16 protein-coding genes are annotated in these 20,169 nt (G+C 70.9%); 5 read left to right on the top strand and 11 right to left on the bottom strand.

Annotated features, from left to right (window positions below; translation table 11 throughout):
* Positions 1–44 precede the first annotated feature (44 nt).
* A complete protein-coding gene (locus DK412_RS25405) occupies positions 45–578 on the bottom strand; it encodes an HTH domain-containing protein (protein ID WP_109974228.1) in 534 nt (177 codons plus the stop codon).
* 737 nt (positions 579–1,315) lie between these two features.
* Positions 1,316–2,410, bottom strand: coding sequence for a replication protein RepA (locus DK412_RS25400; protein ID WP_109974227.1), 1,095 nt, complete (start codon positions 2,408–2,410; stop codon positions 1,316–1,318).
* A 907-nt stretch (positions 2,411–3,317) separates the two neighbouring features.
* Between DK412_RS25400 and mazG the strand changes: the two genes are divergently transcribed.
* The 4 genes from mazG (at position 3,318) to DK412_RS25380 (ending at position 6,450) form a co-directional block, all read left to right on the top strand.
* Complete coding sequence (mazG, locus tag DK412_RS25395; protein WP_109974226.1) at positions 3,318–4,112, top strand: nucleoside triphosphate pyrophosphohydrolase; 795 nt, start codon at positions 3,318–3,320, stop codon at positions 4,110–4,112.
* 68 nt (positions 4,113–4,180) lie between these two features.
* Positions 4,181–4,801: a helix-turn-helix domain-containing protein gene (locus DK412_RS25390; protein ID WP_109974225.1), complete on the top strand. Its 621-nt coding sequence runs from the start codon at positions 4,181–4,183 to the stop codon at positions 4,799–4,801.
* An 8-nt stretch (positions 4,802–4,809) separates the two neighbouring features.
* On the top strand, positions 4,810–5,352 hold the full coding sequence (locus tag DK412_RS25385; RefSeq protein ID WP_109974224.1) for a GNAT family N-acetyltransferase: 543 nt from the start codon (positions 4,810–4,812) through the stop codon (positions 5,350–5,352).
* Between the two features lie 153 nt (positions 5,353–5,505).
* The gene (locus tag DK412_RS25380; protein ID WP_109975490.1) at positions 5,506–6,450 is read left to right on the top strand and encodes a catalase family peroxidase; all 945 of its coding nucleotides are present in this window, start codon (positions 5,506–5,508) and stop codon (positions 6,448–6,450) included.
* Between the two features lie 34 nt (positions 6,451–6,484).
* On the opposite strand, the gene DK412_RS25375 is transcribed toward DK412_RS25380, so the two are convergent.
* Positions 6,485–6,778 carry a HigA family addiction module antitoxin gene (locus tag DK412_RS25375; protein WP_280953998.1) on the bottom strand — a complete coding sequence of 98 codons (294 nt, stop codon included), beginning with the start codon at positions 6,776–6,778 and terminating at the stop codon, positions 6,485–6,487.
* A gap of 377 nt (positions 6,779–7,155) precedes the next feature.
* Between DK412_RS25375 and DK412_RS25370 the strand changes: the two genes are divergently transcribed.
* Positions 7,156–8,373, top strand: coding sequence for an MFS transporter (locus DK412_RS25370; protein ID WP_109975488.1), 1,218 nt, complete (start codon positions 7,156–7,158; stop codon positions 8,371–8,373).
* Between the two features lies 1 nt (position 8,374).
* Here DK412_RS25370 and DK412_RS25365 read toward each other — a convergent pair whose 3' ends face one another.
* The 8 genes from DK412_RS25365 to ntrC form a co-directional block, all read right to left on the bottom strand.
* The gene (locus tag DK412_RS25365; protein WP_109974223.1) at positions 8,375–9,535 is read right to left on the bottom strand and encodes an AAA family ATPase; all 1,161 of its coding nucleotides are present in this window, start codon (positions 9,533–9,535) and stop codon (positions 8,375–8,377) included.
* Between the two features lie 146 nt (positions 9,536–9,681).
* Positions 9,682–10,647, bottom strand: coding sequence for a cysteine synthase family protein (locus DK412_RS25360; protein WP_109974222.1), 966 nt, complete (start codon positions 10,645–10,647; stop codon positions 9,682–9,684).
* 533 nt (positions 10,648–11,180) lie between these two features.
* The gene (gene hflX, locus DK412_RS25355; RefSeq protein WP_109974221.1) at positions 11,181–12,572 is read right to left on the bottom strand and encodes a GTPase HflX; all 1,392 of its coding nucleotides are present in this window, start codon (positions 12,570–12,572) and stop codon (positions 11,181–11,183) included.
* Between the two features lie 278 nt (positions 12,573–12,850).
* Entirely contained in the window at positions 12,851–13,105 is a 255-nt protein-coding gene (gene hfq / locus DK412_RS25350) for an RNA chaperone Hfq (protein WP_048429571.1), read from the bottom strand.
* Between the two features lie 281 nt (positions 13,106–13,386).
* Complete coding sequence (locus tag DK412_RS25345; RefSeq protein WP_093564975.1) at positions 13,387–14,757, bottom strand: sigma-54 dependent transcriptional regulator; 1,371 nt, start codon at positions 14,755–14,757, stop codon at positions 13,387–13,389.
* Positions 14,758–14,899: 142 nt separating this feature from the next.
* Positions 14,900–17,302 carry a PAS domain-containing sensor histidine kinase gene (locus DK412_RS25340; RefSeq protein WP_109974220.1) on the bottom strand — a complete coding sequence of 801 codons (2,403 nt, stop codon included), beginning with the start codon at positions 17,300–17,302 and terminating at the stop codon, positions 14,900–14,902.
* A 139-nt stretch (positions 17,303–17,441) separates the two neighbouring features.
* The gene (locus tag DK412_RS25335) at positions 17,442–17,879 is read right to left on the bottom strand and encodes a MucR family transcriptional regulator (RefSeq protein ID WP_109974219.1); all 438 of its coding nucleotides are present in this window, start codon (positions 17,877–17,879) and stop codon (positions 17,442–17,444) included.
* A gap of 832 nt (positions 17,880–18,711) precedes the next feature.
* Positions 18,712–20,169 (bottom strand): nitrogen regulation protein NR(I), encoded by a 1,458-nt coding sequence (gene ntrC / locus DK412_RS25330; protein ID WP_093564972.1) that lies wholly within the window; start codon positions 20,167–20,169, stop codon positions 18,712–18,714.

Below are 20,169 nucleotides of genomic sequence, written 5' to 3'. Positions count from 1 at the left end.
TCGACCAGAGCCTGACAGGAAGGTGGGCAGCATCGATGCCGGCATCAGGAGGCGAGCCCGTAGACCGCGTCGCCGAGGCGGCGGAAGACGGTGCCGGCTTGCGCGCGCTTCCACAGCCGGGTGTTGAGCGCCGCCACCGGATCGTGGCCCGGCAGGGTCAGGCCGCGGGCGGCGAGTTGCTCCCAGATCTCGGCGGCGTGCATCGGCCGCCCGGCCTCGGCCAGGATCTCCTCCGCCGCTTCCATCAGCCGGCGGCCCTCCTGGCGGCTTTCTTGGCGCCTCTCTTGGCGCGCCGTCGCGCCGGTGGGGGACTCGGACGGATCGCCCTGCCGACGAGCGGGGGCGGGCTCGACGGCGGGCGGCGGGACAGGCTCGGCCCGGGGCGCTTCGAACGCGGCCCGCGGCGCCGGGTCCGGTCGCGGCGGCTCCGCGGACCTCGTCGGGGCCGGGGCAGCCCCGGCGAGCCGGCGGCCGAGATCGAGGTAGAGCTCGTGCTCGGCGATGGCCCGGTCGAGGGCGGCGCGCTGGCGCCGCAGGTCGTCCAGCCGGGCCTCCGTTTCCGCTTCCGACAGGAACATGCTGGCCTCTTGGAATATTCCTTTTTCCAGCAGATCGCATCGTGGTCCGCCGGAATTTGCAGAATAGGAATATTCCACAAGAGTGCAAGCCCGTCATCGGATCGCTCTGTCGCGATCCACCACGAAGGGGCTGCATATCCGGATCTTCCCTCGCTCGGGGCTGTCGAGAAGAAGGAATGGCACCGAGATTCTCCTCTCCCCGACAGATCCCGGGCTTGCGCGGGATCTGCAAGCAACAGACGAAGTCGGGCAAGCCCGACTTCTCGCGGGGAGAGGCCTGAACTCCGAAGGGGCTCAGGGAGCAGCGAACCGCAGGTTCGCCGCGAGGGTGAGGGGGTGTCTCCGGATAAGACTCCTCCGGAACCCCCCTCACCCTCGCTTCGGCTTTCGCCTGCGCTCACTTCATCGACGACAAGGTCGATGAAGTCCTCTCCCCGCCCGCGGGGAGAGGAGAATTTCAGCGCCATTTCCTGTTTTCCGACAGCCTACCTCACACGTGAAGGCGGTACCGGTCGAAGCACGAACCTGACGAATCCTCGAAGCGCTACGAATGAATGCGAAACATTCCATCGATCGAAAGGCTAGATATTCCTTTTCTTGCGATCTCTAGCCCTCGCAGCGAATCAGAATTCATGGTCGTCGACGGGTCAGGCCGGAACGGCCACGGCCGCTGCGCCACACGACACCGGCGGCTTTTCATTCCGCATTTCCGAGCGCACCCCGGAACCACCCTCCCCTCAGGCCGCCCCGGCCCGCGCCACCGCCTTGCGGCGGGCGGGCTTCGGCGGCACCAGGAGGGTGCCGGGATCGGTCGGCATCAGCTGCAGGCCGGCCTCGTCGAGGCTGATCGGCAGCTTCGGAAACACCTCCTTGACGTGGGCCACGTCGGCCTTGAACGCCTGGCGGAAGCTTCGGAGGGACGCGTTGTCGGCGCCGAACTGCTTGTGGACCGTATCCCAGGAGAGGCGCAGCGGCCGCTGCAGGCTGCGCAGGCGGTAGCCGACCCAGAACAGCAGGTCGAGCTTGCGCGCCGAGCCCGAGAAGGCGCGGGCGGCCCGGATGTCGACCGGCAGGGCGTGCTGGACCAGGTTGTCGTAGAAATCCTGGTGGAACTGCACCGTCTTCGACCAGGCGATGCCGTCCTGGCCGCCGGAGCGCCAGAGGTCGAGCTGGCGGAAGGGCGGCATGGTGATGGTCGAGGAGCGCGACTGCCCGTCCCACAGGCCGATCTGCATCGTGCAGGCGGCCAGCCGATGCAGCTGCTCCTTGAACTGCCGGATGGTGCCGCGCTCGCCGCCGGTGACGGCGAAGCCCATCTCGCGCATGAAGCCCGACAGGCTGTCGGCGACCTCGACCGTGGGGCTGCGCTGGCGCACCGCCTCGGTGCAGAGATGCAGCAGCACCAGCCGGGCCTTGGGGCCGTAGGGCAGCCCCTGCAGCTCCATCTGGCCGGTGGTCGGGTTCTTCAGCCGGCCGGCCAGGATGCTGAGCGTGTTGCGGCCGTATTCCCGAAAGAATTCCCGTTCCTCGCCGGGATCGCGATAGGGCAATCCGCAGAGCGCCAGCACGGAGTGGATGTGCTGGATCGTGTCCGGGGTGACGGGCTCGGCCTCGATCACCATCCGCACCGCGTCGCGCCGGCGCTGGTCGCGCCCCATGGCGGCGCGGGCATCCTGCTGGCGGCCGGCCTCCGCCCGCTCGGCGTCGCGCAGGGCCTGGCGGTGGGCGATGTGCTCGACGATGACCGCGAACAGGAACCCGCCCCGGGCCGCTTCCAGCTCGGCCAGGAGGTCCTCGTCGTGGATCGCCGCGATCCTGGCCTCGATGCTCATGCGTGACGTTTCTTGCCTGCCGGCCGTGCCCGGCGCTCCCCGCCGGTGATGGGCCGAACCCCGGACGCCTAAGCCTTCATGCACGATTCCGATCCCGGGATTCCGGGGGCCGGGACGGGTTATCCCAAGATTCCCGCGACTCGTCCCCGTTATCCCGCGCGGATTCCGGCGCCCGCCCGCCGCGGGGGCCGCGCGGACCCGCCGGGAGCCCCCCCACAGCCCGGTTTCAGGGCTGGAGCCCCCTGGGAGCCCCCTGCCCGCTTCCGGGCCTGTGGGCGGCCTGTGCACGGCCCTGTGGGCCGGACCGGGACGGGCTCCGGACGAGCCCGTCCGGAGCCTGTGGGCGAACCGGTGGACGGGCAGTGGGTGAGCCGGCGCAGACTTCGATACGGGGCCGGATCGCGGGATCGTGGCCCGCGCAGAGTTCGATACGCAGGGGACCCCGCGAGACCGGCCGGTTGCCGAGGGACGCGGCGGGGCCCGACGCCGAATCCGATGCGCGGCCACGCCGAATCCGATGCGCGAATCCCCGAAATCCCCGCAGAATCCCATGCGCCTCCACGCAGAGTCCGATGCCGATCCACGCAGAGCCGTATGCGCGATCACCCCGTAAACCGTTGCCGGGTCATCGGAATTCGCCCCTCCATATAATCCACATAACTGACTCTCTGAGACTCCATGACTGATAAGTCACCTATAGGCCCGAGAGAGGGTTCGTTTTGAAGAACGTCATGACGCGCCTTCGGCGCGGATTGGATACAATCGAGGCTTTTTAGGAATTTACGGAATAAATGAGGAATATCAGGCCCCTGCCCTGTCGGCGCACGCGCTTCCCCGGGCGCCCGGCGGCGCCTATGAGCGGGTTCGAGGCGCCGCCGGAGGCGGCGCGGGCGGATGGCGAGCGAGCATGAGCACCCCCCCGATCGCGCGGCTTCTCGGGATCATGGCGCGCCTGCGCGATCCCGACGGCGGCTGTCCCTGGGACCTGGCGCAGAGCCATGCCAGCATCGTCCCCTACACGATCGAGGAGGCCTACGAGGTCGCCGAGGCGGTGGAGAGCGGGGATCCGGAGGAGCTGCGCGACGAGCTCGGCGACCTGCTGTTCCAGGTCGTGTTCCAGGCCCGGATCGCCGAGGAGGCCGGCACCTTCGCCTTCGACGACGTGGCCACCGCCATCGCCGACAAGATGGTGCGCCGCCACCCCCACATCTTCGGCGAGGTCCGCGGTCTCGATCAGGCCGCGGTGAAAGCCCAATGGGCGGCGATCAAGGCAGAGGAGCGGGCGGCGAAGGGCCGCCCGGCACAGGAGGGCACGCTGGCCGGCGTGCCGCTCGCGCTGCCCGCCCTCGCCCGGGCCGAAAAGATCTCGCGCAAGGCGGCGGCCGTCGGCTTCGACTGGCCGGACGCCGCCGAGGTCATCGCCAAGGTGCGCGAGGAGACCGACGAGGTCGCCCAGGCGCTCGCCGGCGAAGGCCCGGAGGCGGTGGCGGAGGAGATCGGCGACCTGCTGTTCTCGGTCGCCAACCTCGCCCGCCATGCCGGTGTCGATCCGGAGGAGGCCCTGCGGCGGGCGAACCTCAAATTCCAGCGCCGCTTCTCCGCGATGGAGGAGGAGGTGACGAAGGACGGCCGCACCCTGCCGGAGGCCGGCCTCGCCGCCATGGAGGCGGCCTGGGTCGCGGTGAAACGGCGGGAGCGCTGAGGCGGCTCATCGGACGACGTGATCGGCCGGGCTTGACCGCTGGTCGAATGTGAGAGAATTTCTCTTTTATGAGAAAAGCTCTCGCACCCGATCGAGACCCCGATCGCGACCCCGATCCCCTGCCCGACGCCCAGGCCTCCGACATCGACCTGCGCCTCGCCGCCCGCCTCGCCTCCTTACGCCAGGAGCGGGGTCTCTCCCTCGACGAACTCGCGGGCGCGAGCGGCATCAGCCGGGCGACCCTGTCGCGGCTGGAGCGTGGCGACACCAGCCCGACCGCCTCGCTGCTCGGCCGGCTCTGCACCGTCTACGGACGGCCGATGTCGCGGTTGCTCGCCGAGATCGAGGCCGACCCGGCCCGGCTGGTGCGCGAGGCCGAGCAGGCGGTCTGGGTCGATCCCGAGACCGGCTTTCGCCGCCGCTTCGTCTCGCCCCCGGCCCACGGCTTCTCCGCCGAGCTCGTCCACGGCACCCTGCCGGCGGGGGCGGCCATCGCCTACGAAGCACCCCCGGTCGGCGGCCTCGAGCATCACCTCTGGATGCTGGAGGGCCGGCTCGACCTCACCCTCGACGGCGTTACCCACGCCCTCTCGCCGGGGGATTGCCTGCGCTACCTCCTCGCCGGCGCCTCGCGCTTCGCCTGCCCGGGCCCGGAGGCCCGCTACCTCATCGCGATCTGCCGGCCGTGAGTGCGTCCATGATGTCGATCGACACCCTCTCCCCCGAGGCGGCCGAGGCCGCGCTGCCCGGCCTCGCCGCCCTGCTCCATGCCTGCGTGCTCGACGGCGCCAGCATCGGTTTCGTGCTGCCCTTCACCCTCCGCGAAGCCGAGGCGTTCTGGCGCGACGGGCTGCCGGCCCTGCGCAGCGGCGCACGCCGGCTGCTGGTGGCGCGGCGGGACGGCCGGATCCTCGGCAGCGCCCAGGTCGGCCTCGCCGGTCCGCCGAACGGCCGTCACCGGGCCGAGATCACCAAGGTGCTGGTCCATCCGCAGGCGCGCCGCCGCGGTCTCGGCCGGGCGCTGATGCTGGCGGCGGAAGACGTCGCCCGGGCCGAGGGCCGCTCGCTCCTGATCCTCGACACGCGGTCCGACGATGCCGGCGAGGCGCTCTACCGGGCGCTCGGCTACGCGGTCACCGGCGTGGTGCCGGATTACGCCTGCTCGCCCGAGGGCGTGCCGGAGGCCTGCACCTTCATGCACAAGCGCCTCCAGGCTTCTCCTCGTCAGATTGGAACTTGACGAACTTTTGATGCGCCGATCGCTTGCGCGCAATCGAATCCTCGGGTCAGGTCGCGCCGGGCCGCCTCGGCCCTGCGAGGGGACGATCCGACGATGACCCACACCACGCTCCGGCGCGCGCTCACGAATTCGGCAGTCTTGGGCGCCGCCCTCATGCTCATCGCGCCGGCGGCTCTCGCTCAGGATGCCGCGTCCACGGCCGAGCAGACCATCGCGACGATGACCAAGATCTTCGGCGACCATCCGGGCAAGCGCGCGAACCACGCCAAGGGCGTGGTGGTCGAGGGCAGCTTCACCCCCTCGAAGGACGCCAAGACCTTGAGCAAGGCGAGCGTGTTCGCCGGCGCGGCCGTGCCGGTGACGGTGCGCTTCTCCGACGCGACCGGCCTGCCGCAGATCCCGGACGGCGCGCCCGAGGCCAACCCGCACGGCCTGTCGGTCAAGTTCAAGCCCGCCGACGGCGCCGAGATGGACATCGTCACCAACTCGCTGAAGTTCTTCCCTGTGGCGACCGGCGAGGAATTTCGCGATCTCCTGGTGGCGATCACCCGGAGCGGCCCCGACGCGCCGAAGCCGACTCCGGTCGAGCAGTTCATGGCGGCGCACCCGGCCGCCCCCAAGGCGCTCGCCACCGCCCGGACCCCGTCGAGCTTCGCCCGCCAGACCTATCACGGCGTCAACGCCTTCGTGCTGGTCGATGCCGTCGGCAAGCGCAACGCCTTCCGCTACCGCATCGTGCCGGTGGCCGGCGAGGAGATCCTGAGCGCCGACGACGCCAAGGCCAAGGGTCCGAACTACCTCGTCGAGGAGATGCCGGCGCGCCTCGCCAAGGAGCCGGTGTCGTTCCGGGTGCTGGCCCAGATCGCCCAACCCGGCGACGCGACCAAGGATGCGACGATTCCCTGGCCGGAGGAAAGGCGGCTCGTCGATCTCGGCACCCTGACCCTGACCAAGGCGGTGCCGGACAGCGAGACCGCCGAGAAGGCGCTGCTGTTCATGCCCAACAACCTGCCGGACGGCGTCGAGGTCTCGGACGATCCGCTGATCGACGCCCGGGTGCAGGCCTACGCGATCTCGTTCGGCCGCCGCTCGCAGTGAGCGATGGGGCGCGCGGCTCGGCCGCGCGCCTCCCTTACGCCGCCTCGCGCGGCAAGGGCTGGATGCGGTCGATCTCCGCCCCGATCTGCCGTTGCGCGCGCCGGAGGTCGTGATCGCCCTGGAGGTTGATCCACACCTGCGGGCTCACGCCGAAAGTGCGACCGAGCCGGAGCGCGGTGTCGGCGGTGACCGGCGTCTCCTCCCGCACGATCCGCTCGATCCGGGTGCGCGACACGCCGCAAGCCTTGGCGACCGCGTAGGGCGTGAGGCCGAGCGGGACCATGAACTCCTCGCGTAAGATCTCTCCGGGATGGAGCGGCGGAAGCAGGTCGTCGGTTTCCGGTTCGATCGCCGTGGGGCGGTCCCGTTGCGGTTCTTTCAGGCAAGAGAACAAGAGCAGCGGAATATCCGCTTCTGCTCGACGGTATCGACACCCTCCGAGTCATCCCGGGGCCGCGCAGCGGAGCCCGGGATCCAGACACTCAGTTGGTGCAGAAAGAAGCGGAACGCTCTCCGTATCACCCTGAACGATCAGCGGTTCTGAGCGTGCCTTCGGCACTTCGGGCTCTGCTGCGCGGCCCCGGAATGACTCGGAGGGGCGGAAACGAGGGCGCTGAGTCTACACTGGCAACAGCGTCGCACAATCTTTGCGACTCGGGAAGATCGTCGTTGCGGCTGTCACACGTCACCGCTACGCCCACCCTCATGACCCCCTTCCTCAAGGCCAACCTGCGCTGGCTCGCGGCCGGGTTCCTGCTCCTGTTCTGCGGCTGCTTCGGCCAGACCTTCGTGGTCGCCCTGTCGGGCGGGGCGATCCGGCGGGAATTCGGGCTGTCGGACGGGGCGTTCGGGGCGCTCTATGCCGGCGTCACCCTGGCCTCGGCTGTGGCGCTGGCGGGGCTCGGCGGGCTCATCGACCGCTGGCCGGCGTCGCGGGTTGTGAGCCTCGCGGCCGGCCTGCTGGCCGCCGGCGCCGCCGGCCTCAGCGTGGCGCCCAACCTCCTCGTCCTCGCCCCGAGCCTGTTCCTGCTCCGCCTCGCCGGCCAGGGGCTGATGCTGCAGACCGCCTACACGCTCCTCGGACGCTGGTTCTCGGCGGAGCGCGGCCGGGCGGTGTCGCTGGCGGCGCTGGGACTCAATGCCGGCCAGGCCTGCCTGCCCCTCGGCTTCGTCACGGTCGCCGCCCTCCTCGGCTGGCGCGGGGCCTGGCTCGGCATCGCCCTGCTCCTCGTCCTCGTCGCCCTGCCCCTCGCCCGGCATCTCGTGCGGCGCGAGCGGGTGCCGGAGGCGACGATCCGTTCCGGCTCAGGCGAAGGCGCGACCCGGGCGCAGGCCCTCGCCGACCCGTATCTCTACGGGCTGCTCGCCGCGATGCTGCCGCCCTCCTTCACCAGCAACACGATCTTCTTCCACCAGGTGCATCTCGCCGAGAGCCGGGGCTGGCCGCCGGAGGTGCTGGCGGCCGCCTTCCCGCCCTACGCGGTGGCGACCTTCCTCTGCCTGCTCCTCGCCGGCCGCCTCGTCGACCGGTCCTCGGCCCTGGCGCTGCTGCCCCTCTACCTGGTGCCGTTCGGCCTCGCCTGCCTGATCCTCGGCGGGGTCTCTGCGCCATGGGCCGCCTTCGCCTTCATGCTGCTCTACGGCGTCACCGACGGGATCTCGCTCACCCTGTTCGGCGCGCTCTGGCCGGAGGTCTACGGCACCCGGCATCTCGGGGCGATCCGCGCCGCCATCGTGGCGATCATGGTGCTCGGCACGGCGCTCGGCCCCTTCCTGTCGGGCCTGCTCATCGATGCCGGCGTGCCGTTCGCCGGCATCGTCACCGGGATGGGGATCTACTGCCTCGGCATCTCCGGCGCGCTCTGCCTCGTCCGGCGCCGGCTCACCGCGCATCTGCACGGGCGGCGCTTCGCGACGGCGTGACTCACCGCCTGGGCCAGACCCAGGACGGCGGGTCGTGGTCCGGCGCCAGGGTCTCGCCGAGGCGCTTTTCCAGGGTGATGCGGGCCGCGCCCTGCGGCTCCAGGGCCGCCACCAGGGCGGCGGCGTGCGACACCACCAGGACCTGCGTGCGCTCCGAGGCCCGGGCGATCAGCGAGGCCAGCGGCGCCAGCAGGTCGGCATGCAGGCTGGTCTCGGGCTCGTTGAGCACCATCAGGTCGGGCGGCCGCGGCGACAGCAGGGCTGCGGCGAGCAGGATGTATCGCAGGGTCCCGTCGGAGAGTTCCGACCCGCGCAAGGGGCGCAGCAGCCCGTGCTGGCGGAGTTCGAGCGAGAAATGGCCCTCGTTGCTCGCGACCGCGAGGGACGATCCCGGAAACGCCTCGGCGATGGTCGCGTCGAGGGCGTCGGAATCGCCGATCTCCCGGATGGTCTGGATCGCCGCCGCGACGTCGGCGCCGTCGCCGGCGAGAACCGGCGTGCGGGTGCCGATCTGCGGCCGGCGGGCCGGCGCGTCCCGGTCGGTGCGGAAATGATCGTAGAAGCGCCAGGCCCGCATCCGCTCGCGCAACATCAGCACGTCGAGGGCGTCGCGCGGATCGGCGCCGTGGGTCATCAGGCTGTCGTAGGCGGGCAGGTCGCGCAGGGCCTCGGTCCAGGCGCCGGTGGCGTCGCGCAGGCGCACCAGCGGCCCGCGGCGCTCGGCGAAGACGTTGGCGCGCCCGATCGTCGGCCCGTTCCAGGCGCTCTCCGCCTTGATCTCCGGGTCGTGGGAGAAGAACGTGCCCGCGTAGGACGGCGCCGGCAGGCCCAGCGCGATGGCGTAGCCGTGATCGTCGTCGGAGAAGCCGAGCTTCAGCTCCACGGGATGGCGCCGCACCGTGCCCTCGACCCGGTGCGAGCCGTCGCGGACCCGGCGCCCGAAGGTCTCCGGCCCCGCCCACAGGGCCGAGGAGAAGCCACCTTCATGCGCGAGCGACGGGATCGCCCTCCCTTGCGCGACCTCGGCGAGGAGGCGAAGCGCGCGGTAGAGGCTCGACTTGCCGCTGCCGTTGGCTCCCGTCACCACGGTCAGCCGGTCGAGGCCCAGCACGATATCGCGTAAGCTGCGGTAGCCGGAGATGGCGAGGCGGTGGATCGGCATGAAATCTCGCCTGTTCCCTCGGGGGAGCGATGCGCCTGGGACCCGCCGCCGAATCGGCTCGACGGCGACGCCGAGCCTCCGAAGGCCCGCCGCGCGAGGTCATGACATCCGACCGCGCGGCAGGTGGGAAGCGGAAGGGACCGCCGTCAGTATTTCAAGCCCGTGTCGCAGAGCACGGTGACGGCGGTCGCGTCGGCGGGGAGACGCCCGGAGCGCAGCAGCGCGGCGGCCGCGGCGACGTTGGCGGCGGCCGAGTAGCCGACATGCAGACCTTCCTGCGTCGCGAGCGCCCGGCGCCAGCGTTCGACCTCCTGATCGGTCACGGCGAGGGACAGGTCCATCAGGCCCTCGGACCAGTGCGGCGGGACGCTGCCGTAGCTCGTGCCCTGGATGAGGTGGCGGGGCTTCGTCACCGCCAGCCCCGCCAGGGGTCGGCACCCGTCGGGCTCGACGGCGGCGCAGATCACCCGGGGGTTGCGCGCGCGCAGGGCGGCGGCCACCCCGAGGAAGGTCGCCCCCGTCCCCACGGCGGCCAGCCAGGCATCGACCCGGCCGGCGGCTTGCGCCCAGATCTCCGGCCCGGTCGTCTCCGCGTGGGCGCGCACGCCGTCCGGGGCATGGAACTGGTCGACGTAGAAGCCGCCCCGCTCCGCCGCGAGGCGGCGCGCGGCCTCCGCCGCCGCCGTCACGTCGGCGCCGGTGACCTGCCCGGGAGCGCCGTCCACCTGGGGCACCAGCACGACCTCGGCCCCGAGGGCTTCCAGCATCTGCGCCCGCTGGGGACTGTTGCCGGACGACATCGTGACCACGAGCGGATGGCCCAGAGCCGCGCAGGCCACGGCGAGGCCGGCGCCCATGTTGCCGCTGGTCATCTCCACGACGGGGGCTCCCGGGGCCAGTCGTCCGTCCTCGCGTGCCGCGAGGAGGATGGCGCGGGCCGCCCGATCCTTGACGCTCCCGCCGGGCTGCATGAACTCGGCCTTTGCCAGGAGGCGGCCGGGTCCCGGGTGCACGCGGTCGAGGGCGAGCAGCGGCGTGTTGCCGATCAGGCCGAGGGCGGACGGCGTGACCGTCGCGGCCGGGGATGTTTGGCGTAGCGACGACGAGTGCATCGTGCAACTCTATCTGGCCGATCGTCCCGTAGGGAGAGGCGTGGCTCCGCCGAGGGTCGAGGAGCCCTGGGCCCGCTGCCGAATCACCCTCCGCTCAGTCCCGCGTGAGCGGGACGGCGGTGACGAACCGCGCATGGCCGTTCGGATCGACTGACGGTTCGCACGCGTGGCTCGCGGCCAGCGGGTGCCTGGATTTCTCCCTCGAAGACCAGCTTGCGGTCGCCTGCGTCCGTCCTCACGTCGCGCGCGAGGCGATCCCTTCCCGGATGCTCCAGAAGTGCGAAGACGAACTCGTTCGGGTTGGCTGCCGAAAAACCGAAACGCAGGAAGAAGCGCGCTTTGGGCCCACCCTGCCTTGTGGGCGTCGTTCAGAAGGTAATGCGTGACCTTGCGTGGCGCGATCAGCCACTCGGCTGGCCAATCCGACAGGTCACGTCGCGGCACGCGTGACGAGAGCGAGATCGTCCGAATTCACCGTGGCCAGGGCACAGGCTCCGAGTGGGAGATCCTGCAAAGGGACGGTCGGTGAATTCCTACGCAACCCCCTTCAGCCGCCGCGCCGCCCCGAACCGGTTGAGGAAGCGCGGTTCCTTCTCCGGCGCGACCCGGACCACGAGGTGGAGGTCGCCCGACGCGTCCTCGCGCCGATCGAGCACCTCGGCGTTCTCGTAGAGCCAGTGCAACTCGGCGCCCTGCGCCGGCTCCAGGATCACCGCGAAGCTCGTGCGAGCCGCCGCGATCCGGGCCTCGATCCGGCTCATCAGGCGGTCGATGCCCTCGCCGGTCAGCGCCGAGAGCAGGACGGGCTTCGGCCCATCCTGACCTGTCGGGCTCCTGCCGTTCGGCCGGCTCAGGTTGAGCAGGCGCTCGCGCTCGGCCTCGTCGAGGAGGTCGGCCTTGTTCCAGACCTCGATGATGCGGTCGGCGTCGGGCTCGATGCCGAGCTCGGCCAGCACCTGCGCCACGTCCGCTCCTTGCGCCTCCGCGTCCTCGTGGGCGATGTCGCGGACGTGGAGCAGGATGTCGGCCTCGATCACGTCCTCCAGCGTCGCCCGGAAGGCGGCGATCAGCATGGTCGGCAGGTCGGAGATGAAGCCGACGGTGTCGGACAGGATCGCGGTCTCGCCGTGCGGCAGCTTGATCGCCCGGGCGGTCGGGTCGAGGGTCGCGAACAGCATGTTCTCCGCCAGGACCTCGGCCCGGGTCAGGCGGTTGAACAGGGTCGACTTGCCCGCATTGGTGTAGCCGACGAGCGCCACGATCGGGTACGGCACCCGGCGGCGGGATCGGCGATGCAGGCCGCGGGTGCGGGTGACGGTCTCGAGCTCGCGCTCGATCCGGGTCATCCGCTCCTGGATCATCCGCCGGTCGGCCTCGATCTGGGTCTCGCCCGGGCCGCCGAGGAAGCCGAAGCCGCCGCGCTGGCGCTCGAGGTGGGTCCAGGACCGCACCAGACGGCTGCGCTGATAGGCGAGGTGCGCGTGCTCGACCTGGAGCGTGCCCTCGCGGGTCGAGGCGCGCCGCCCGAAGATCTCCAGGATCAGCCCGGTCCGGTCGATGACCTTGACGCCCCAGGCCTTCTCCAGGTTGCGCTGCTGCACCGGCGAGAGCGCGCAATCCATCACCACGAGGCGGATGCCGTCGGCCTCGATCCGCCCGGCGATCTCCTCCACCCGGCCCTTGCCGAGGAAGGTCGAGGGCCGGATCTGCTGCACGGTGACGAGGAGCTTGTCGGCCACGTCGAGCTCGATCGCGGCGGCCAGCCCCACCGCCTCGTCGAGGCGGGCGAGGACGGGGCGGGGTTCGCCGGCGTCGCGCCTTGTCTGGTAGGGGCCGATCACCAGCGTGCGGGTCTCGGCCGCGATCGCGGCCTCCGGCTCGGCCTGGCTCTGCAGGCGGATCTCGCCCGGTGTCCGCGGTTCCATCGTCTCTCCGGCTGCTCCCGTAGGGCTGGGAGTCCATCGGATAGAGGTTGGATGGGGCCTCGCGAGAATCAAGCGGCCGGGCGCATTCGTGGCCGGGATTTGACGGCGTCGGCGATCGAAGAGGCGGGTCTCGACGAGCGGGCCGGCAAAAAACAGGCCGCATCATGCGGCCTGGACACTGGCATGGGAACTCGAGGCACGGGGCTCACGGCACGGGCGCGCCCGCGGGACCCGATCGGCCCGCGGCGCATGCGCGCAGGCCGGTTCCCGAGGCGGAATCAGGCCTTCTCGGCCCCCTCCTCGCCCTGCTCGAACAGCTGCACGGGATGGCCCGGCATGATTGTCGAGATCGCGTGCTTGTAGACGAGCTGCGAGTGGCCGTCGCGCCGCAGCAGCACGCAGAAGTTGTCGAACCAGGTCACGACACCCTGCAACTTCACCCCGTTGACCAGAAAGATCGTCAGCGGGATCTTGTTCTTGCGAACGTGGTTGAGGAAGGTGTCCTGCAGATTCTGAGCGCGTTCGCCCGCCATTCTTCTTGTCCTTTGAACCCGCTGCCAGTCCCGGTTGACGGGTCGGTCCGTGTTGTTGTGCTGCGGGAGGCGCGACGCGCCGCCCGGGGAACCGGCCGCCCCATTACACGGTGAAGCTCGCCCGGGCGCAAGTGCAGACTGGCCGCAGGGGAAGTCCCCGTGCCCGCCGGACCTGCCGCGACCGGCCGTGCCCGCGACCCTGTCGCGCTCCGGCCACAGGCCGCCCTAGCAGAACGGCCCGGGCTTGGCACTGAGAAATCGCGGTTCGGGGCCGTCCCCGGTCACGCGCCGATGCCGAGGGACTTGAGCTTCCGGTGCAGGGCCGAGCGCTCCATGCCGATGAACTCGGCGGTGCGGGAGATGTTGCCGGAGAAGCGGGCGATCTGCGCCACCAGGTATTCGCGCTCGAAGATCTCGCGCGCCTCGCGGAGCGCCAGGCTCATCAGCTTCTCGCCGCCGGCGCCGCTCGGGGTGGTGGGGACGAGGGCGCCGACCTCGCTCGGCAGCATCTCGGTCGTCACCTCGGTCTCGGGGTCTCCCTGCGTCAGGATCATCAGCCGCTCGACGTTGTTGCGCAGCTGGCGGACGTTGCCGGGCCAGTCGTGGGACTGCAGCACCGCCATCGCGTCGGCGGCGATGCGCCGTTGCGGCAGGCCGGTGGCGCCCGAGATCTGCTCCATGAAGAACGCGATCAGCTCCGGCACGTCCTCGCGCCGCTCGGCGAGCGAGGGGATGCGGATCGGCACCACGCTCAGGCGGTGGAACAGGTCCTCGCGGAAGCGCCCGCCGGCGATTTCTTCCGCCAGGTCGCGCGACGAGGACGAGATGATCCGCACGTCGACATGGACCCGGGTGGTGCCGCCGACGCGCTGGAAGTTCTGGTCGACGAGGACCCGCAGGATGCGGTTCTGGGTCTCGCGCGGCATGTCCGCGACCTCGTCGATGTAGAGGCTGCCGCCATGGGCCTCCTCGAGGGCGCCGACGCGCCGCGGCTTGCCGTCCTGGGCCTCGACCCCGAACAGCTCGGCCTCCATCGTCTCGGGCGTGATGGTCGCGGCGTTGATCACCACGAAGGGGCCGTTCGCCCGCGACGAGGCGGCGTGGATGGTGCGGGCCGAGAGCTCCTTGCCGGAGCCCGGCGCGCCCGAGATCATCACCCGGGCGTTGGTTGGGGCGACGCGCTCGACGGTCTGGCGCAGCTGGTTGGCCGCCACCGAGGCGCCGACGATGCGGCTCGCCTGGCCGGAGCGCGCCTTGAGGTCGCGCACCTCGCGCTTGAGGCGCGAGGCCTCCAGCGCCCGCTCGGCGACCAGGATCAGCCGGTCGGCCTTGAACGGCTTCTCGATGAAGTCGTAGGCGCCCGCCTTGATCGCCGAGACCGCGGTCTCGATGTTGCCGTGGCCCGAGATCATCACCACCGGCAGGTCCGGGGCCTGGGCCTTGATCACGTCGAGCACCTGCAGCCCGTCGAGGCGCGAGCCCTGGAGCCAGATGTCGAGGAAGACGAGGTGCGGCCGGCGCGCCTCAATCGCCGCCAGCGCCTCGTCGGAGGAGCCGGCGGTGCGGGTGCGGTGGCCCTCGTCGTCGAGGATGCCGGCGACGAGCTCGCGGATGTCGGCCTCGTCATCGACGATCAGAATGTCGGCGCTCATGGCTTCTCGGGCCTCCCCGCGACGCGGGCGGCGGTCCTGACGGCCCCGCGGCACCCGGTGCTGTGACGAATTCGGCTGTGACGAACAGGACTGTGACGAAGGCGGCGGCTGAGGGGCGCCGGTCCCGGCGGGCGGGCCCGCCTCACGCGGCGGGCTCCGGCGAGGTCTCCGGCGAGGGCGCCGGGCTCTGGGCCGGCCGTGCGGGCTTTCCCGCGCCTGCGGCGGGCTTTCCCGCGCCTGCGGCGGGCTTGACTTCGCCTGCGGCGGGCTTGCCCGCGCCGGCGGCCGGCGGCTCGTCGCGCCGCACCTCCCGGAGGACGCGCATGCGCACCTGCCCGCCGCGCCCGCGCGGGTTGTCGTTCAGCTCGATGCCGCCGCCGTGCTCTTCCAAGACCTTGCTCACGATCGCCAATCCGAGGCCCGTGCCCCCCTCGCGGGTGGTCATATAGGGTTCGAGCAGCCGCTGGCGCCCTTCGGGCGGGAATCCCTTGCCGGTATCGGTGATCTCGATCACCGCGGCCTCGCCCTCCTCGTAGAGGCGCACGGCGATCAGGCTCTCGCCCCGCACGTCCTCGGGCACCGCCTGCACCGCCTCGACGGCGTTCTTGAGGATGTTGGTGATTGCCTGCGACAGGAGCCGCGTGTCGAAGGCGGCGCTGACGCGGTTCACGCCCTCCTCCAGCGTGAAGGTCACGTCGGGATGGGCCACCCGCATCATGAACAGGTTCTGCTTGACGATCTCGGTCAGGTCGTTGCGGGCGATCGCGGGCTTCGGCATCCGGGCGAAGGACGAGAACTCGTCCACCATCCGCTTGATGTCGTCGACCTGGCGCACGATCGTGGCGACGCACTGCTCGAACACCTCCTTGTCGGTGGTGATCACCTTGCCGTACTTGCGGCGGATGCGCTCGGCCGAGAGCTGGATCGGGGTTAGCGGGTTCTTGATCTCGTGGGCGATGCGGCGGGCGACGTCGGCCCAGGCCGAGGTGCGCTGCGCGGTCACGAGGTCGGTGATGTCGTCGAGGGTGACGACGTAGCCGCGGTCGCCGTCCTGCGACTGCTCGCTCGTCGTGCGCACGTCGATGGTGCGCTCGCGGCCGTTGCGGGCGATCTGGATCTGCTGCTGGGTCGGGCGGGCGCGGGAATCCCCCGGCAGGCCGCCGAATTCCGGCATCACCGCCTCGAGCGGCTCGCCGACGAGGTCGGCGACCGAGCGCCCGAGCATCCGCTCGGCGGAGGGGTTGGCGATGGTGATGACCCCGCGCCCGTCGACGCCGATCACGCCGGCCGGCACCCCGGCCAGCACCGCCTCGGTGAAGCGGCGGCGGCTGTCGATCTGCTCGCTCTGCTCGATCAGGGTGGCGCGCTGGCGGCTGAGCTCCTGGGTCATCTTGTTGAAGCTCTCGCCCAGGTGCTGGAGGTCTCCCTCCGTCTTCCGGAACGGGACCTGGGCGTAGTAGTTGCCGGACGCGACCTGGTCGGCGGCGTTGATCAGCCGGCGGATCGGCGTCACGAAGCGGTTGGCGAAGTTGAGCCCGAACCACACCGCCGAGAGCAGCGCGATCAGCGCGATCAGCGCGAACATCGTCGCGAAGGCGATCTGCACGCTGCGCCGCCCGGCGTCGATGGTCAGGAACTCGGTCGCGGCGGCCCGCGACACGCCGGGGAACTCGACCGCGAGCCGCGTCACCTCGCGCTCGACCAGGAGGAAGGCGTCGTCGTAGGCCGGCAGCTTCATCAGCGTGCCGAAGACCCGCCCCTCCCGCGGCAGGAGGCAGGTGGCGTCGGCGGATTTCGCCGCCTCCTCGAAGTCGCTGGCCGAGGGCAGCGGCGGGTCCTTGAGGATGTCGATGTTGGCCCGCGCCACGGTCTCGGTCGGCGAGCGCATGATCCGGGCGATGGGCAGGCCGAGCGAGGCGGCGCGCGCGGTGAGGAAGTTCTCGAACCAGGCCCGCTCGACGTCGAAGGCGGGGCGCGCCCGGGTGAGGTCGTCGGAGAGGATGCGCGCCTCGCGGGCGAGGCTCTGGCACTGGTTGGTCAGGTAGGCGTCGGCCACGTCGACCGACATCAGCACGACGTTGCGCATCCGGTCGGAGAACCAGGGCGACAGGCCGCGCTCCAGGGTGATCGACGCCACCACGGCGAGCAGCACCGTCGGCAGGGTCGCGATCAGGCTGAACAGGCCGACGATGCGGGTGTGGAGCCGGGCGGCCGCCGCGTTGGTGCGCCGCGCCCGCAGGAAGACCCGCGCCTCCCAGGCGATGACGACGACGAGCAGCAGCACCAGGGCGACGTTGCTGAGCAGCAGCGTCACCACCACCGTGTGGGTCGGCGCGATCGCGGTGGCGCCGACCAGGATCAGGAAGGTGGCGAGCGCCAGCGCCAGGGCGACGATGACCGCGAGCGCACCGAACCAGCCTGGACCCCGCGGCGCGGCATCCTGTGCCGGCCCGAGCGGGACCTGCCTGGGCGGGACCTGCCTGGGGGGGTGGCCGGCCGCGCCGGAGGGGGGCGCCGAAGCCCGGGGGCGACGTGTGAACAGCATCCGTGGTGCAAGGCCACTACAGTGTGGCGAAATTAATACGGATGTCGGCGCGGCGGCAATCGGGCCCCGCGCCGGTCGGCCCCGGTGAATCCGGTCCCCCGGCTCGGAGCCCCCTGGTCGGGAGCCTCGGGCTCGACGCTCAGGCGGCCTGGGTCGAGCGCGGGCGGCGGACCACCGGCTTCTGGCCGAGCCCGATGCTCTTGGCGAGCTCGGAGCGCTGGGCAGCGTAGTTGGCGGCGACCATCGGGTAGTCCGGCGGCAGGCCCCATTTCTGGCGGTAGGCTTCAGGGGTGAGCCCGCGCCCGGCCAGGTGGCGCTTGAGCGTCCGGTACCGGCGCCCGTCCTCAAGGCTGATCAGGTAGTCGGGCGAGACGGTCTTCTTGATCGGCACCGGCGGGGTCAGCCGCTCGGGCTCCGCCGGGACTGCCGAGCCGAGCCGGGCCACCGCCTCGTGGACGCTGCGGATCAGGCTCGACAGCTCGCCCACCGGCACGCTGTTGTTCGACACGTAGGCCGACACAATGTCGGACACCAGGCCGATCATCTGAGGCGTTTCGACGTGGTCTGCTGAGCTCATTGCGGTCCTCGAGAAGTGCGTCCCCCGTCCGAGGTGATGGATGTTACGCCAGTCTCCGTCAACTGCAAGGTGTCACGATCAACAGAAGAGACGGCACTGCATTAGGTCTCTCTGCTTCCCCAAGGTCATGGCGCCCTGCCGTCGCGGCGGCCGGCGCCCCGGGACGGGATCCCCGGCGAGGCGCGGACGGGCAAGAAAAAACTTTATTTTTCATGGGGTTGATGGAGCGAGCGAGGCCGCGCCGCACCGCGATCGCCCGAAATCCGGTTCGTCCAGGTTACCACTTAATAATTGATAAAAACTACGATCCGATACGCTACGGCGCGATCGACCCTCCCGCAGAGATCCAATCCAGGCATCCGGGCTCCGGCTGTCGCGACCCGGCCTGATCGGTCGAAACCGGGCCGTGCCGGAAGGAGATCGGTCACGCCCGCCCGGTGCCGCGATCCTGCGATGTCATTGCAAGACGAAACGGGATGTTTCGGCGGCGAGAGGAGGCTTTTCGACTTTTGGTTGCGGCGAATGACGGCGCGGGCAACCGCGTTTCACTGTGCGGTGCGGCGTCGGAACCGGGGCCCTACGCTCGTCGATGCCGGGTCGGTGCGGTCTCCTGGCATTTCGGGAGATGGGAGGGCACGGCGCGCGCGAGGCCAAAAGCGAGCCAAGCCGGCCTCTCCGCCACCCGGACTTGCCGGATTATCCCAATCCGCACCCTTGCATGGGGGACACGGCGACCGAATGCGTCGGAATGCCGCGTCGGGACGGGGCCGTTGTCCACGGGCTGAGCCCGTCCCGGCGCCGAGGGGCGACGCTCGGCGGGGGGGCGAAAAGCTCAGCGCGGGGTGCGGAACACCTGGAGGTCGAGGTCGCGGACCTTCTTGCGCAGGGTATTGCGGTTCACTCCCAGCAACTCGGCGGCGCGGATCTGGTTGCCGCGGGTCGCCGCGAGCGCCGCGCCGATCAGCGGCCCCTCGATCTCGCGCAGGATGCGGTGATAGAGGCCGGGCGGCGGCAGGGTATCGCGGTAGCCGGAAAAGTACTCCGACAGGTGCCGCTCCACCGCCGCCGACAGCCCTTCCGCCTCGTTCCCGCCCTTGCGGCCGTTTCCGCCCTGCGCGGGGGCGGAGAGCGGCAGGGTGTCGAGCTCGGCCTCGATCACCGGCCCGGTGATCGTCTCCTGCGGGTAGAGCGCCGCGAGGCGCCGCACCAGGTTCTCGAGCTCGCGCACGTTGCCGGGCCAGCGGTAGCGCTTGAGCTTCTCCATCGCGTCGCCGTCGAGCTGCTTGCGCGTCAGGCCCTCGCGCTCGACCAGGACGAAGAAGTGCCGCACCAGGTCCGGCACGTCCTCGGAGCGCTCGCGCAGGGCCGGCAGGCGCAACGGCACGACGTTGAGGCGGAAGAACAGGTCCTCGCGAAAGATCCCCTGCTGGATCGAGACCCGGAGATCCTTGTTGGTCGCCGCGATGATGCGGACGTTGGTCTTGATCGGCACCCGGCCGCCGACGGTGGTGTACTCGCCCTGCTGGAGGACGCGGAGCAGCCGGGTCTGGGCCTCCATCGGCATGTCGCCGATCTCGTCGAGGAAGAGCGTGCCGCCCTCGGCCTGCTCGAAGCGGCCGGCGGAGCGGGCGGTGGCGCCGGTAAAGGCGCCCTTCTCGTGGCCGAACAGCTCGGATTCGATGAGATCCCGGGGAATCGCCGCCATGTTGACCGGCACGAACGGCCCCGAGCGGCGCCGGCCGTAATCGTGCAGCGCGCGGGCCACCAGCTCCTTGCCGGTGCCGGACTCGCCCGTGATCATCACCGTGAGGTCGGTCGGCATCAGGCGGGCGAGCGAGCGGTAGATCTCCTGCATCGCCGGCGAGCGGCCGACGAGCGGGATGTCCTCGTTCTCGGGCGGAGCACCCGGCGCCGCGCTCCCGCGCGGGCGCGACAGGGCGCGGCCGACGATCGCGGTCAGTTCCTTCAGGTCGAAGGGTTTCGGGAGATACTCGTAGGCCCCGCGCTCCGAGGCGCGGATCGCCGTCATGAAGGTGTTCTGCGCGCTCATCACGATGATCGGCAGGTCCGGCCGCACCCGCTTGATGCGCGGCAGGAGGTCGAAGGCGTTCTCGTCGGGCATCACCACGTCGGTGATGACGAGGTCGCCCTCCCCCTGCGCCACCCAGCGCCACAGGGTGGCGGCGTTGCCGGTCGAGCGGACCTCGTAGCCGGCGCGCGACAGCGCCTGGTTGAGCACGGTGCGGATGGCGGCGTCGTCGTCCGCCACGATGATGTGTCCGTTCGGCAT

Origin of the sequence: Methylobacterium sp. 17Sr1-1, from assembly GCF_003173775.1 — a bacterium.
GTDB lineage: Bacteria > Pseudomonadota > Alphaproteobacteria > Rhizobiales > Beijerinckiaceae > Methylobacterium.
The sequence above is the reverse complement of the archived record's forward strand: the minus strand, read 5'-3'. Positions and strand labels throughout refer to the sequence as shown.